The organism is Caldicellulosiruptor morganii, assembly GCF_026810225.1.
Classification (GTDB): Bacteria; Bacillota; Thermoanaerobacteria; order Caldicellulosiruptorales; family Caldicellulosiruptoraceae; genus Caldicellulosiruptor; species Caldicellulosiruptor morganii.
On sequence record NZ_CP113865.1, the window covers coordinates 412,413 to 426,369 of the forward strand.

Below are 13,957 nucleotides of genomic sequence, written 5' to 3' on the forward strand. Positions count from 1 at the left end.
AAAACAATATTGTGAATTGAAATTTAAAACAAAAGCTATATATTACAATTAAAGCCTCTTGCCTGAAAGTAGAGTTAAAAAAGGGGAGAGAATTTGATGTTGGGGATATTGATTTGAGAAGGATAATGGTTTGAATTAATTTATTAGTGTTTAGATTTCCTTCTAAGAGAGTATATACTTTATATAACTATATTTTACATTACCTATAAAAAAATAAGGTCTTTCAAAATTTTATAAAATTTAGTAATATTAGTTTTGGGTGGGGTTGTTCATACTTTATTTTGGAGGTATTCTTATGAAAGTGATATGGAATTTGACGAGACTGTGCAACTGGAATTGTGTGATTTGTTGTGTCGATGCTGTTCATGTAAGTAACAAACAAATACCAGAGATTTAAAAAAGATTGATTTTAAATGGGAAGGAATTAACATTCGAAGAAAAAGTGAAAATAGTTAACGATTTATATAATAGTGGTATAAACTCAATTGATTTTTCAGGTGGAAATCTGCTTTTAATAAATGATAATATTAAATTACTTCAATATGCTGCTTCTAAATTTTCAAAAGATTGTTTATCTATAAGTATACCAGGGAATAATTTAAATTCTTAATTAATCTGCAATTTAAAGGATTATGTATCTAAAGTTGAATTTACGTTAGATAATGTAGAAGGTGACAAGGATGGTTCAAGACCAAATGGATTTGTTGAGTTGGCAAAGAATGCAATAAAATTGTGTGTAAAAGAAAATATCACTGTATGTGTTAGTACAGTGCTTAAAAAAAGTAATGTTTCACCTAAGAACTTGAGTAAAATTTATTACTTTTTAATTGAAAATGGTGTAGAAGAATGGGAAATATTGCGCTTTTACCAGGTAGGAAGAGCAGCGAATATTTATGCTCTAAATCCTGATGATAATGAACTTAAAGAGGCAATTAAGTACATAGATGAACTCAAAAAGGAAAATATTATACAAATTTCATATCAGCATTCTTTAAAAAACAAAATTTACGGAAATGTTAAGTGTAATGCTTTAAGTCATTCAATAGGTATATTTGCTGATGGAACAGTTAGTGCATGTGCTTGGGCACTTGGATATAATGGTAGGCCAATTGATGAAAATTTTGTATTGGGAAAGATGCCAGAAAAAAGCTTGAAAGATATTATTGAGAGTGATAAAGCATTAAAATGGAATAGTAATAAGCTAAAAAATTCTGCTTCAATATGTCAGCTTGATAAAATTATGCTGAATAATCTGTATTTCACTAAATAGGAAAAGGTGTACGAGGATAAAATGCAAGCTATAAGATGTAAAACAATTCTTACTAAAAGTAAGTTACCAAGTGTTGATTACTGCTATAATGTTTATATTGGATGTACCCATGCATGCCAATACTGTTACGCAGAATTTATGAAAAAATTTACAGGACATATTAATGATGAATGGGGTCAATTTGTTGACTACAAAGAAAATGCTTTAGAGATACTTGAGAAAGAAATTAAAAAGGTTAAAAAGAACGAAAAAGTATTATTGGGAAGTGTTACCGATTCCTACCAACCGATAGAAAAGAAACTTCTTTTGACAAGGAAAAGTCTCGAAATATTTTTAAAGAATAAAACACATATTTCTATTTTAACCAAATCAGCTTTAGTTTTAAGAGATATTGACATACTATCATGTTACGACAAGTGTGAAGTAGGTATAAGCTGTGGTTTTTTAGATAAGAATGTTTATCAAATTTTGGAACCACGTGCTAGCAATCCTTATGAAAGAATAATGGTCCTCAGAGAATTGAAACGTGCAGGAATAAGAACATATTTATTCATAAGTCCAATAATTCCTTTTATCAGTGATATAGAATCTATTTTTTCTTTAGCAGGGGACAGTATTGATTTTGCAATGGCTGAAGTATTAAATACAAAGTGTAACAATATTAATAAATTAAGAAGTATATTAGAAAAATTAGTTGGATACGAAAAATCTTTGAAAATACTGAAACTTTGTAAAGATAAAGAATATTTATCGACGATTCAAGATAAATTTGAAGCCTTATGTAGAACTTATAAAGTCGAAAATAAAGGATTTTTTGCTCATAAGAATTAAGCAATATGAAAACATTATAGTATATAAGAGGCAAAAAGATGGTAAAAGATTGTTTATTCTTTCTGGTAAAGTTTAGTTCATATATGCCAATGGTATTATTACCGTTATTTATATATAAAGAATTTAATAACGTGTTTTTAATTGGTATTTCGTTAGCGTTGTGGAGGATGTTGTCATATTACAAATGTAACGTTATTCATAAAACATTACAGAAGTATATTGTTAGAGCAAGTTTGATATTAATTTTAATAGTAGACTTGTTATATCCTGTAAATCTAAAATATAATGTATTACTTTTAATCTTTATTTCTTCTTTATTGTCTTCGTATCTGAGAGTAGAGCCTGCCTGTTTAAGAGAGAATGCGTTAACTAATTTTATATTCATAGTGAGTGGAATGATAGCTGCTGGTTTAATAATGTATAATTTACGCTTCCTAAGTTTTTACTTCAACATTCTTAATATTGCATTATTGTTAGTTGGTAGAATTTCTCCATTTGAAAAAATAAAAAGATGTTCATTTAAAGTATTTAAGTATGATTTAATAACTGTATTTCTTCATAATTTCATTTACTATTTTTTTATTTTTTCTATTCCACTTATTATGTTTGAGTTAACTGGAAGTTATTATATAACTGGAGTAGCTGTTTCATTTAATTGGATGTTATTTATACCCAAATATTACATAATTAATTTTTTAAAAAAATACATGGATATAAGATATATAATAGCAGTTGGTTTTCTGATTTCATCTTCTTTGTTTGTTATAATAGCAGCATATATAAAAAGTCAAATAATTATTCTATGTAGTTTGCTATTTCATGGGATAAGTGGAGGGATTTCGGAAGGTTTTTGGGACATAGAATATATTAGAAAAGAAACGACTTGCTATTGGGATACATGGAAGGTCGGTGGAATTTTAGGAGGAATTACAGGAAGTTTTATAGTTTATTATTTGGGTTTTGAAAAATTATTTTTTATTAGTGCCTTATTAGCTTTTATTTGTGCAACTATAAATTTTTATTTGGCTATTGAATCACAATTTAGCCGTTTGCAAAATGGTTGGTGATTGAAGGTAACAGATGCCAATACTAACATGAAATACTATCAAGATACAAAAAGAAAAGCAAAATGACAACCAAATATTATCAATGCAAACAAAAATAATCAGCAACAAACATATGACAAAAATTAACAATATCAAAAAAGACAATAGTATCCTAAGCCTTCTAGCTTCTTGGCTTTAGAAGGTTAAGTAAAAAACAAAGTCACAAATTTTTGGTAGATTAATGATTTAAGAAAAATTGTAGTTTTAAGCGATAAGTTTTTTGAGTTTGTTAAGCTTTTTGATAGTTAATTTAGAACAATAGAGTTTGATATTGTGAGCAAGGATAAACAAAAGTGAGTAAGTAATTGCAGAGAGTAAAAAATCAGAGAAGATAGAAATATGGTCATAAGTACAGATGACATCGGAGCCCATATAGGATTTTAGGTGATAAATAGTCTGCTCTACAGCGACACGTTTATTGTAGAGGTCTAAAAACTCTTGAGAATTTCTGTTGATACCTGGGGAAGAGCGAAAATCGTCAGGGTAAGTGTAGAACATTCTGCCAGATTTAGAGTTAGTACAAGGTTGAGGGCAAGAGCAAATGCGTTTGCCGTCTTTATAACAAGACATGGGGCAGACCCATTTAAGACGCACAGAACGATTTTTACCCTGACATTTGCCTTCAGGTTTAAAAGGTTGATTGAACTTTTTGCAGATAGGGACACCATCTTCAGATATAACGATATTAGGGTCTGAAGTAGGTGTAGTATTTTTAGAGGCTCTTGGATTTAGAGGGATAATGATTTTGGAGAAGTTGAAAGTGTTTTTTAAAGTTGAGTAGATGTTATGTGCATCCAAGGCACTGTCAGCGATGAAAGTGGAGAAATTTTTGGGAATGTAAGAGAATAGAGTTTCGAGCGAAGGAAATAAAGCTTTAGAGTCAGAGATAGCCTTTGCTTCTTGAGGGTCAGAAGAAGGAGAGTCAGAGTTAAACAGAGGTACTAAAGCCAAAGGAATACCGAGAGCATTGGTAATGACAGCGAATTTTAAAGCCCAGCAGAAATGGCCATTTACGAACATAAGACGGATATTAGAATTAGCATTAGCAGTTTTAGGCAAGGAAGAATAAACAAGAGAGTAGATTTTATCAGAGGACAGCTCAGGGTTAGCTTTTGAGGTATTTTTCAAGAGAGATTGAATGAATTTAGGGTTATTTTCACGGACCTTTGGGACAATACCGGTTGTATCGAAGATTAAGATTGAAGCAAGTTCAGGGGATTGCCTAAGAGAAATATTGTGTGCATGGATAGAGATATTTTGAAAAAGTTTATGGATTTCGTTGTTGAAGATTTTTCTGAAGCGAGAGAAGGTTGAAATAGAGGGAACATTACCATTTAAGTTACAGAATGAACGAAGTTCATAGGAGTTAAGAAGCACAGCGCGGAGCTGAGTAAGAGTATTGAGTTTGAGTAATTTTTGGACAAAAAAGCAAAGGAGCATAGATTCTAAGGAGAAGCATCTATGCTTACCAAAGTATTTGTAGTAGGCATTGTAGAAAGAAGAAGGTATGTAGTCTGATAAGTTGATGAATTTATTGAACAAGCCCAAGAGGCTTTCAGGCTTGTAGAGAGCCGAAGCCTTTAGGTGGGAGAATAGATCGAGGAAAGAAAGTTGTTTAGGTTTGTTGTTGAACATTTTGGACCCCCTCCTCATAGTAGAAAATTTGTTTTATATAATCATATTTTACTACAACTATGAGGAGGGTGACCAGACTTTTTCGAATCTTTATAAAGCTTGATAACGCTCATATTGAGCGTTTCTGCAAAAGGCTAATTGAATCACAATTGGAAAGGAGGGATGCAAAATAATTATTATTATGGAAAATGTTGTAAAAACATATAGGGTTCAACAAAGGGGAAAAAGCATCATTGGGGTTGTAAAGAGTTTTTTTACAAAAAATTACAAAGAAATAAATGCGGTTAACAATTTGAGCCTTACTATTAATAAGGGAGAACTTGTAGGATATATTGGAGTAAATGGTGCGGGGAAATCTACAACCATAAAGATGTTGGTGGGAATTTTAGCACCAACAAAAGGCAAAATAAGTGTTTTAGGGAAGGACCCACATAAACATAGAAGAGAAATTGCCAAAAGGATAGGAGTTGTTTTTGGACAACGTTCTCAATTGATTTGGGATCTTCCACCAATTGATACTTTCGATCTTTTTTCAAAGATTTATGAGATACCTAAGGAGGAATACCGAAGCAGATTGAAGTACTTAGTAGAACATATGGGAATAGAAGATATCGTTCATGTACCTGTTAGGAAATTGAGCCTTGGGCAAAGAATGTGTTGTGAAATTGTGGCCTCGCTATTACATAACCCTGAAATACTTTTCCTTGATGAACCGACGATTGGACTTGATATATTTAACAAAGAAAAGGTAAGAAATTTTATTAAAAAATTAAACGAAGAACTCGGGACTACAGTGATTTTAACATCACATGATTTATCTGATATTGAAAATTTATGCAGGAGAATTATAATTATCGACAAAGGTTCAATTATTTTTGATGGGACACTTGAAGATTTAAAAACGAAATATGGAACTAAAAGTACTATTAAAATTGAACTAATTGAAAAAAGTAAACCTGTAAACTTTGACTGTAATGATATTAAAGTTGAGATAGATTATAACAATAATTTTCTTTATATCAGATACAGCAAGAGAATGTATAGGACCACCGATTTGATAAATCTCGTTATACAAAATTTAGATGGTATCAAAGATATATCAATTATTGATAACAACCTTGAAGATATTGTCAAAGAAATTTATTTAAATAAGCATCGGAGGGATTAAATTGAATTTAAAGTATAAATTTGAAAAATGTTTTTATATTTCATATTATGCATTCAAGCAATCATCCACATATTGGATGAATAATTTTTTAAGTATGTTAAGTTCTATTATATTTATTGCAATTGTATATTACATGTGGACAGCTGTATATTCATCTACTGATAATTTCAATTTTATTGCACTGAATAAAACCACAACATATGTATGTGTGATAACCATTATAAATCAAATAATAAGTAGAAATACTGAAATGGAAATTGGAGCAAAAGTAATTAGTGGAAATATATCGATAGATTTAATTAGACCAATAAATTTTTTTGGTTATTTATTTTTTAACAGAGTTGGTGTTGTTTTTTTTAATTTTGTTTTTTCAATCATTCCATTAATCTTTACTGCAAAGGTTATTTTCAAAATTGACATTATAAAAGATATTTTCACATTAGTAATAACTATAACAAGTGTTTTATTATCATTTATACTTGTGTATATGTTTGAATTTTTAGTTGGATTAGTAAGTTTTTGGACAACCCAGGTATTTGGGGTATCCATTTTAAAATCCTCGTTGATAAATTTACTTGCTGGTTTAACTGTGCCACTTACATTTTATCCTGAGTCGATTCAGAAAATATTAATTAATCTTCCATTTCAAGCAATGTATAATATACCTGCTTCTATATACTCTGGTCTGACTTATAGAGTAAATGTATTCCAACATTTGCTAATAGTATTAGGTATAAATAGTGTTGCAAAATATTTACTAGAACAGATAATATGGATTTTTATCTTTTCTCTTATAACATTTTTATGTTGGAGGATAGTAAATAAAAAAATAGTAATTCAGGGAGGTTAACTCAGAAATGCCTAAATTGTTGTTATTGTATGGAAGTTACTTTAAAGTTAATATAAAAAAACTTGTCGAATATAAAGGTGATTTTATTTTCAACTTAATTTCAGTACTTGTATGGGTTAGTATAGGACTTATTAATATAGGAATAATTTTTGATAAACTCCAATCGTTAAAAGGTTGGAGTTTGCCTGAAATTAGTTTGCTTTACGGCATGTGGTCTTTAACATTTGCAATGTACAACGCTTTTGGAAATGGGATTTTGGATATTGAAAACCATATAGTTACAGGAAGTATGGATGTATTATTAACAAAACCTATAAGTCCTCTTTTTCAAATAGTATGTTCAAGAATCAACACAATGGGTGTAGGATTTCTTGTGTTCGGAGTTGTTGTTATGATAATTTCAGCGTATAATATAAATTACACTTGGAATGTTTTAAAAATTTTGTATTTAATAGTAACCTCAATAACTGGAGGACTACTTATATTTGCTACATATTTGATTTTGGGAAGTTTGGCTTTTTGGTTGTTACATTCAACATCAGCTATACGCATAGGATATGACATTCACAAATTTGCACAATATCCTCTTAGTATTTATGGAGATGGAATTAAAATCATATTAGTAACCATATTTCCGTATGCGTTTACAAATTATTATCCTATAGCATTTTTACTGGGTAAAGTACCAGTATTTTACGGTATTTTGTCTCCCATATTTTGTATTATAATTTTTATTTTGTCTTTAAGAATATGGCGTTTGGGACTGAAAAGATATGAAGGAACTGGTTCGTAATTAAGACAAACAGCAAATTAGTTCAAAAATTTCTAAAAGACTTCTTTATATAATCAAATTCATCAGTAACAATTAAATCAAAAATTCGATAGGCACCAATATAGTTTAAGATTACATAAAGATAAATATTTAAATTGAAATATGTGGAGGTGAAATATATTGATAGATTATAATGATTTTTATAACTTGGTTTGCAATATTGTTAGAGAAAACCACTTTAACAATATAGTCAGCATTTACTCTTATGGAAGTATATCACAAGGAAACTTTGAAAAAAAAATATAGTGATGCTGACTTATGGTTCATAATAGAATGTAAATCTATACAAGAAAGAATAAGTTTAGTAAAAGAAATGTCAGCTATAATTGATTGTGAAATAAAAAAATATTTGGATAAAGTTCATAATGTAAAAAAAGAGAGAAAGTATCACTACCATGGTAGTTTATTTTTTACAGAAATTGAATTTGAAAAATATTATAACTCTTATCCTACAAGAGTCATATACCCAATAAAAAAGAAAATTTGGAAATTAATTTACGGAAAAGACTTACTTGAAAAGGTTGAAATTCCTGATCGCAAAACATGCGTCAAACATTTACAATACGATTTTGAAGTTTTTGTTCATGAATTTAATAAATTGTCTTTTTCTAGTAATACAAGAAACATGATAAAATATTTTTTAAGAGCTATACAAACGGTTATTTGGATTTTAAAGGATATATATTTGCCTAGTATAGATGAAGTTCTTGAAAAAGCTGATGTAATTCTCAGTGATGATAAACTATTACCTTATGTAATAAAAAAAATCAAATACGTAAAAAGCATTAGTTATAAGTTATCAGGAGTCGAATATCTAGAGTTGTTTTTGAATTGCAGCACACTTCTCGAAATATATGGAAAAAAAATAAATTGTTATGTTTGCAAGAGTGGTTATTCTCTGTTAGACATAAATAAATTTATAGAAACAACCATATGGGGCTGTTTAGCGTGGGATATGGCTTGTCTGATTAGCGGATGGTGTAACATGATAAATAAAAAATCTAAAATGACATTGTTAGAATTTCTTGAAGGAGATGGTTATAAAAGTAGGATGCAGTATTTTAACTATATAATAACAAGAAAACTAAGAGCAGAAGAAGTAAATTTATCAGTATGGGAAATGCCAGCAATGAGGAGTAGGATATTAAATCCTATTCAGATAAATAAAGACATATGCAAAGATATACTTGATATACCAGCGTATATGTTTTTAATTGAGGAACATATGAACAACATTATAAACAAAAAGTTCTCAAAAATGAATATTAGTCAGTTAATTGAATATGCAGAGAAAAAATATATACCAGCTGTTTATGAAGTATTTGAAAGGCTTCTTAGAACCGACTAATACAAAATCAAATTATGTAATGAAGTACTAATAAGTTTCAAGAAATAAACTTTTAAGCTTATTTTGTATTTTTTGTTTACAATGAGTCCTTAGAATATTTTATCAATATTAAAACGTTCTATTCTATTTAACAAAACTTTAACTATCGATAAAGTAAGGAAATTCTAAAGTTAAACAAACTACTTGTTATGTTGTCTTCGGTATCAACTCAAGAAAGGTAAAAAAGATATCTTCCTTGGTATATACACTTTCTTATGCTACCCAAAAAGTCTTTGTCAATTCTTGGCATAGCTTTATTCTCTCCTGATTAAATATGAATTATCTTTTTCATCAACATAAAATATTATATCATACCAAAAATAGTCCCTGATAAAAAAGATACATTTTTAAATACATTATTTTTATAAAAATTATGTTATGTGCATTTTTTTGATGTTTTATGTAAATAAATTTTTGCAAATTAGGATTCAAAAAATTAAAAAAAACAATTTTACACATTAAAAATCAGAAACCATAAATATCAAATTATACGCAGAAGTTTAATTGATAAGAAATGATAGAGTAAAAATGGAATCAAAACTTTTTAAAACAAGAAAGAACCAAAAAATAGCAATTTCAACAGTGGTACTGCTGAGTGTGTTTTTTCTAAGTATTTTTAGTGTACGTGCAGAAAACACAATTACGTATGTTAGTCTTCCGGTTAAATTGGTACAGCAAGCATATTCAAACTGGTGCTGGGCAGCAGGAAGTGAGTCTATACTTTGCTATTGTAAAAACTATTTAGGTTTTGGGAAAGAGGCAACACAATGGGATATAGTTAGATATATCTATGGAAGTTATGTAAATAAAGGTGCTTTACTTTCTGATATACAAAGAGCGCTCAGCTATTATGGTGTTGGTTCTTCGCGCATGATACCAATCAGTGGCTGGATAATTTCATATGGGCAAATTGCAGAGCAAATTGTAAATTATAAAAGTCCAATTAGGATCAGTAATTACAGCAACAGTAAGTCAAAATCATTTTGTTGTTTTAAATGGTATATGGCAATATTTTGACTCAAATGGATATCTACAAAATTATATAATGATTATGGATCCAGCTATAGGTGGGGTAATTAGTATTCCTGATTCTGAGTTGAGGGATAATGACAATTACCAGGATTACTTAGATGCGATAAGAGTATTTAAACCATATTGATATAACAGGGGGGTGAAATAGAATGAAAAAGAATAATGTATATATTGGTTTTGCAATGACCTTTTTATTGCTTTTCATTACGACATTTTCCTCTGCCAGAGCAGACTTTTCAGTCAAACACAATGATGAAACAAATGTACTTAGAAGGCAGGTTTCGGCAGAAGAGTGGCTCAAGTTATTTGTTAGTTGTTTTGTGAAAAATGGAGAAAAAGATTCACCTACACTGCAATCGTTAAATGAAGTAACAAATATCAATGGACCGTATGACATTGAAAAATTTAAGTTGAGCAAAGAGTATGAATATTGCAGGGTATTTCATATTCCAACTGAAGTTAAGATAGCTGAAAATGGGCGTCCATATCATGTTATAAGAGATGAGGTAAAAGAGAAAGTTAAAAATTTGAGATTTAACTCCTGGAAAGATGTTTTTAACACTGAATTTGTAGACAATGGCTGGGCAAGAATTATATATTACGATAATATACCTGTTGGATACCTTCTTATCGAATGGAATGATGAAACGAATAATTATGTAGTGAATGATGGAGTGTTTGGTAATGATTCGCTGGGCAGGGCAGTAAATAATTTGGAAAAATATCTGGCACAGCGGGGCATGAAGAGTGATGTAAAAATTGTCAATATTGAAGAAATGACATTGAACGCAGTATCAGGTGATGGAAATTGGTGGTGTGCCGGTGCAAAAGGTTACGAAAATCATATATGGGATTTTGGCATAATAAAAGATGCATTAAATAAAAAACCAGTTCAAATTTTAAACGCTATAGAAGAAAGAAGTAGATTGATGAGGGAAGCTCCTGAAAAGATGATGATTGGAGGTGGAGAAGATCCTTCAAACACATTGTACTTTGCTGCTGCCAGAAGGGAAAGAACTCAGAATACTATGATTGCAATATTTTTACTTCTGTTAACCGCTATTATTGTCATATGCTCAAAGTGGAAATTTTCCTATAAATATTTGTTTGGAAGACATCCCGGGAATAACAGAATATGAAATTATATTTGGAGTACGGTCAAAAACTCAGGGGAGCAGTCTTAAAAGTAGAATTTGTGACTGCTCCCCTGTTTAATTTAATATATTTTTTTCAAAACAAATCCAGCTCTTCCCATTCCTTTTTCATAAGGCTGTGATACCTGTCTTTGAAGAACTTTTCGTGCTCTTCCTCCCACTTTGCAAGGTGCAAAAGTAAACCTTTGACATTACTGTCATCAACCTTTTCAGAAGCTGCCCTGTAAAATGCTGCAAAGTCGCTTTCAATAAGGTATGCAAGCCGCAATATTGTGAGGTCTGAAAAATCAGTTTCCAGGATTTTTGAATTATCAACCAGTATGTGCGGGTCTACCATTTTGTTCTGATCATCCACAACCCATGAGATTGAAGCTGGCACTTCTTGCCCGCCCAGACTTTTTAGAATGCTCTCAAGATACTTATAATGTTCCTGCTCAATTTTTACAAACTCTTCAAAAAGCTTTTTCAGGTTTTCATCTTGCAGATTGTTTGCATAGAATGAATAAAAGTCCTGTGCGTTCTTCTCCATCTTCATTCCAAATTTCAAGATATTTTCAACTTTTGTGCTCATCCTCAGGTCTCTCCTTTTTAAAAATTTTTGACTTCAAAAATATTTATACCCATTAAAACAGTTTTGAAAAACAAAAATTTAAAATGCCCAAAATAAACACAAAGGGCTATCCACTGAGCTTTTGGATAGCCTATGAGCAACTTGCTCTCTTTCTTTTTCTATTTTTATAAAAGTTTAAAATACAGGCTAATTTAGGGCCAAAATGTTATATCATTTTTCATGTTTTTGTGGAATAATGATTCTGCTTTGTTTGCATCCCATTTTTCAAGAAATTTATCAAAGTATTTATCAATATTTCGTACAAATTCAAAAGGGTTATTTGGCGTGACAATTCCTGATATTACATTTTTTAAAAAATTATGGTATTTCGATAGTTCATTGTAGATGTCTTCGGTTGTTAAGGTTTTAAATTTATTAGCATCAACCCGAACAACAATAGGTTTACCTTCTGAAATATTAAAATATATATCATTTAAAAAAGCATTCAGAGAGTTGACTGTAAACCAGATAGAGGGAACCTTGGATTTATATTTTTTATATTCAGGATCCATATTACGTAATATAATTAATGTGGATGCACAATTGTCGACACTGTCCTTTAAAGACCAAAAATTATTAGAAAAAATTAATTTATTATTTTTTTTAATATCTTCCATATACATTGATATATAAACATAAATTTGGTTTATGGCAAGATTATATTTAGCAGCTTTTCTTGCGTTATCAAATCTTCTTTTTATATTAAAGTAGTTCCAGCAAAAAGCTGATAGAATCAAAGATAAGATAATCAATAAGCAAATAAGTTTGTAATTGAGTTTTTTATTCATTAAATTTTCCCTCCCGAAAATAATTAAATCTGTAACAAAGGGACAGTTGCAATAATTTTTGAAACAGCTAAATGCGAACGTTTTAATAAACTTTTAGTGCAAGCTGAATATTACTTTGCTTATAGAAGATATACTGAAGTAATTAGAAAGCATATTTACGCTGTGAATAAGGTAATTTTTCTACGCCATTTTCATTTAATCCCACATTCTTCGTTATCTCTTTCAATATACTTAATTTGCTCCCAATAATTTATATCACTGAATACATACAAGTGATTTTTCGTTGGTATATAAAAAAAATAAAGAGAGAGTACAGGTTCTATGCCATCTTTTGTGTATCTTTCATATCTAAGAAATTTATATCCTTCTTTTATTTCAAGAAGCATATTTTTGGCTAATTTTTCATTCAAAATTGAACTATCATATTCTTCTCCATTGTCACTGAAAAACAACGGTTTTAATTCTTCAGGGAGATTTTTCTTTCCCAAGGAAAACTCTTCCACAGCTCCTAAAGCTGCTTCAATTTCGTATCGTGTTTTTATATTTAAATCATTTAGCATTTTATTATCTTTTACATAAAGCCAATTTAAAGTCAGCTTTTCCAATTCAGGTTTGGCTTTTTTGTCAAAAATCAACAAATCAAGAAAGCAAATTTCACATTTTACTATTTTCTCTTCTTTTACTGGTTCCGGGAATTCTTTATCAAATATCTTATACAATCTAATCCACTCAGCACGGCTTTTAACACGCTTTATTGGTTCGTGAGGAACAACATAAATAAAAAACAATGTTGAACCAACAATAAAAAACAAAACCACTATGGTCAATAAAACAGTTATTAAATATCCTCTCAAAATTTTTTTACCTGCCACCATGTGGTATTACTCCCTTCTTAAGTTTATAAAAGAACGTTGATTTTAACTGTTTCTATTTTGATGAGAATTTTATATGAATTAACAACTCCAAAATTCTGCAAATCTTCGCCAAATTCATTTAACCATTCCCCAAAGCTCATTTTTCCATTTATTAAATCCAGTATTTGTTCTATTGAACTTTGTTTTTTAGTATTGTTATCAAAGTTATAAGTATCATAAAGCCATATGCTTATGCTATCTTCACTCTCTTTTTTAAAATAAAGGTTGGCATTGTTTATTGCTAAATAGAGGTCCAAATCATGATTTTTATTGAATGTTACAGAAAATTTCTCTTCATTTTTTCGCTTTTAATTAGTCCTATTACCTCTCCAACTTTCATTGCAGGGAGTAAATTTTCAGCTTCAAAAATGATCTTTTCT

General features: G+C 29.7%; 15 protein-coding genes. 10 read left to right on the forward strand and 5 right to left on the reverse strand.

The window, feature by feature from the left end:
• Positions 1 to 403: 403 nt before the first annotated feature.
• From OTK00_RS01940 to OTK00_RS01955, 4 genes are all read left to right on the forward strand, one after another.
• The gene (locus OTK00_RS01940; RefSeq protein WP_241765563.1) at positions 404 to 610 is read left to right on the forward strand and encodes a hypothetical protein; all 207 of its coding nucleotides are present in this window, start codon (positions 404 to 406) and stop codon (positions 608 to 610) included.
• 99 nt (positions 611 to 709) lie between these two features.
• Positions 710 to 1,270: an SPASM domain-containing protein gene (locus tag OTK00_RS01945; protein ID WP_241765562.1), complete on the forward strand. Its 561-nt coding sequence runs from the start codon at positions 710 to 712 to the stop codon at positions 1,268 to 1,270.
• A gap of 21 nt (positions 1,271 to 1,291) precedes the next feature.
• Positions 1,292 to 2,101 (forward strand): SPL family radical SAM protein, encoded by an 810-nt coding sequence (locus OTK00_RS01950; RefSeq protein ID WP_045170460.1) that lies wholly within the window; start codon positions 1,292 to 1,294, stop codon positions 2,099 to 2,101.
• 83 nt (positions 2,102 to 2,184) lie between these two features.
• On the forward strand, positions 2,185 to 3,168 hold the full coding sequence (locus OTK00_RS01955; RefSeq protein ID WP_268760819.1) for a hypothetical protein: 984 nt from the start codon (positions 2,185 to 2,187) through the stop codon (positions 3,166 to 3,168).
• 243 nt (positions 3,169 to 3,411) lie between these two features.
• On the opposite strand, the gene OTK00_RS01960 is transcribed toward OTK00_RS01955, so the two are convergent.
• Positions 3,412 to 4,842 (reverse strand): ISNCY family transposase, encoded by a 1,431-nt coding sequence (locus OTK00_RS01960; RefSeq protein WP_045169044.1) that lies wholly within the window; start codon positions 4,840 to 4,842, stop codon positions 3,412 to 3,414.
• 181 nt (positions 4,843 to 5,023) lie between these two features.
• Here OTK00_RS01960 and OTK00_RS01965 point away from each other — a divergent pair, with 181 nt between their 5' ends.
• The 6 genes from OTK00_RS01965 (at position 5,024) to OTK00_RS01990 (ending at position 11,250) form a co-directional block, all read left to right on the forward strand.
• Positions 5,024 to 6,010 carry an ABC transporter ATP-binding protein gene (locus OTK00_RS01965; RefSeq protein WP_045170458.1) on the forward strand — a complete coding sequence of 329 codons (987 nt, stop codon included), beginning with the start codon at positions 5,024 to 5,026 and terminating at the stop codon, positions 6,008 to 6,010.
• Position 6,011: 1 nt separating this feature from the next.
• Positions 6,012 to 6,860, forward strand: a complete 849-nt coding sequence (locus OTK00_RS01970) for an ABC transporter permease (protein WP_045170457.1) — start codon at positions 6,012 to 6,014, stop codon at positions 6,858 to 6,860.
• 7 nt (positions 6,861 to 6,867) lie between these two features.
• Positions 6,868 to 7,653, forward strand: coding sequence for an ABC transporter permease (locus OTK00_RS01975; RefSeq protein WP_045170456.1), 786 nt, complete (start codon positions 6,868 to 6,870; stop codon positions 7,651 to 7,653).
• Between the two features lie 244 nt (positions 7,654 to 7,897).
• Positions 7,898 to 9,040 (forward strand): hypothetical protein, encoded by a 1,143-nt coding sequence (locus tag OTK00_RS01980; protein ID WP_241765561.1) that lies wholly within the window; start codon positions 7,898 to 7,900, stop codon positions 9,038 to 9,040.
• Between the two features lie 567 nt (positions 9,041 to 9,607).
• On the forward strand, positions 9,608 to 10,096 hold the full coding sequence (locus OTK00_RS01985; protein ID WP_268760820.1) for a papain-like cysteine protease family protein: 489 nt from the start codon (positions 9,608 to 9,610) through the stop codon (positions 10,094 to 10,096).
• Positions 10,097 to 10,260: 164 nt separating this feature from the next.
• Entirely contained in the window at positions 10,261 to 11,250 is a 990-nt protein-coding gene (locus OTK00_RS01990) for a hypothetical protein (RefSeq protein WP_045170455.1), read from the forward strand.
• Positions 11,251 to 11,341: 91 nt separating this feature from the next.
• Here the strand turns inward: OTK00_RS01990 and OTK00_RS01995 are convergent, their stop codons facing one another.
• The 4 genes from OTK00_RS01995 to OTK00_RS02010 all read right to left on the reverse strand — a co-directional run bounded on the left by OTK00_RS01995 (position 11,342) and on the right by OTK00_RS02010 (position 13,834).
• On the reverse strand, positions 11,342 to 11,836 hold the full coding sequence (locus tag OTK00_RS01995) for a ferritin family protein (RefSeq protein ID WP_045170454.1): 495 nt from the start codon (positions 11,834 to 11,836) through the stop codon (positions 11,342 to 11,344).
• Between the two features lie 191 nt (positions 11,837 to 12,027).
• Positions 12,028 to 12,663 carry a hypothetical protein gene (locus OTK00_RS02000; RefSeq protein ID WP_045170453.1) on the reverse strand — a complete coding sequence of 212 codons (636 nt, stop codon included), beginning with the start codon at positions 12,661 to 12,663 and terminating at the stop codon, positions 12,028 to 12,030.
• 191 nt (positions 12,664 to 12,854) lie between these two features.
• A complete protein-coding gene (locus OTK00_RS02005; RefSeq protein ID WP_045170452.1) occupies positions 12,855 to 13,538 on the reverse strand; it encodes a hypothetical protein in 684 nt (227 codons plus the stop codon).
• A gap of 23 nt (positions 13,539 to 13,561) precedes the next feature.
• Positions 13,562 to 13,834, reverse strand: a complete 273-nt coding sequence (locus OTK00_RS02010; protein WP_045170451.1) for a hypothetical protein — start codon at positions 13,832 to 13,834, stop codon at positions 13,562 to 13,564.
• Positions 13,835 to 13,957: the final 123 nt, after the last annotated feature.

What these genes read in the sequence shown, in the direction of transcription:
- OTK00_RS01975 (WP_045170456.1), top strand. Translation starts at nt 6,868, where the DNA reads ATGCCTAAATTGTTGTTATTGTATGGAAGTTACTTTAAAGTTAATATA.
- OTK00_RS02005 (WP_045170452.1), bottom strand. Translation starts at nt 13,538, where the DNA reads ATGGTGGCAGGTAAAAAAATTTTGAGAGGATATTTAATAACTGTTTTA.
- OTK00_RS01985 (WP_268760820.1), top strand. Translation starts at nt 9,608, where the DNA reads ATGGAATCAAAACTTTTTAAAACAAGAAAGAACCAAAAAATAGCAATT.
- OTK00_RS01965 (WP_045170458.1), top strand. Translation starts at nt 5,024, where the DNA reads ATGGAAAATGTTGTAAAAACATATAGGGTTCAACAAAGGGGAAAAAGC.
- OTK00_RS01955 (WP_268760819.1), top strand. Translation starts at nt 2,185, where the DNA reads ATGCCAATGGTATTATTACCGTTATTTATATATAAAGAATTTAATAAC.
- OTK00_RS02000 (WP_045170453.1), bottom strand. Translation starts at nt 12,663, where the DNA reads ATGAATAAAAAACTCAATTACAAACTTATTTGCTTATTGATTATCTTA.
- OTK00_RS01995 (WP_045170454.1), bottom strand. Translation starts at nt 11,836, where the DNA reads ATGAGCACAAAAGTTGAAAATATCTTGAAATTTGGAATGAAGATGGAG.
- OTK00_RS01960 (WP_045169044.1), bottom strand. Translation starts at nt 4,842, where the DNA reads ATGTTCAACAACAAACCTAAACAACTTTCTTTCCTCGATCTATTCTCC.
- OTK00_RS01980 (WP_241765561.1), top strand. Translation starts at nt 7,898, where the DNA reads ATGGAAGTATATCACAAGGAAACTTTGAAAAAAAAATATAGTGATGCT.
- OTK00_RS01950 (WP_045170460.1), top strand. Translation starts at nt 1,292, where the DNA reads ATGCAAGCTATAAGATGTAAAACAATTCTTACTAAAAGTAAGTTACCA.
- OTK00_RS01990 (WP_045170455.1), top strand. Translation starts at nt 10,261, where the DNA reads ATGAAAAAGAATAATGTATATATTGGTTTTGCAATGACCTTTTTATTG.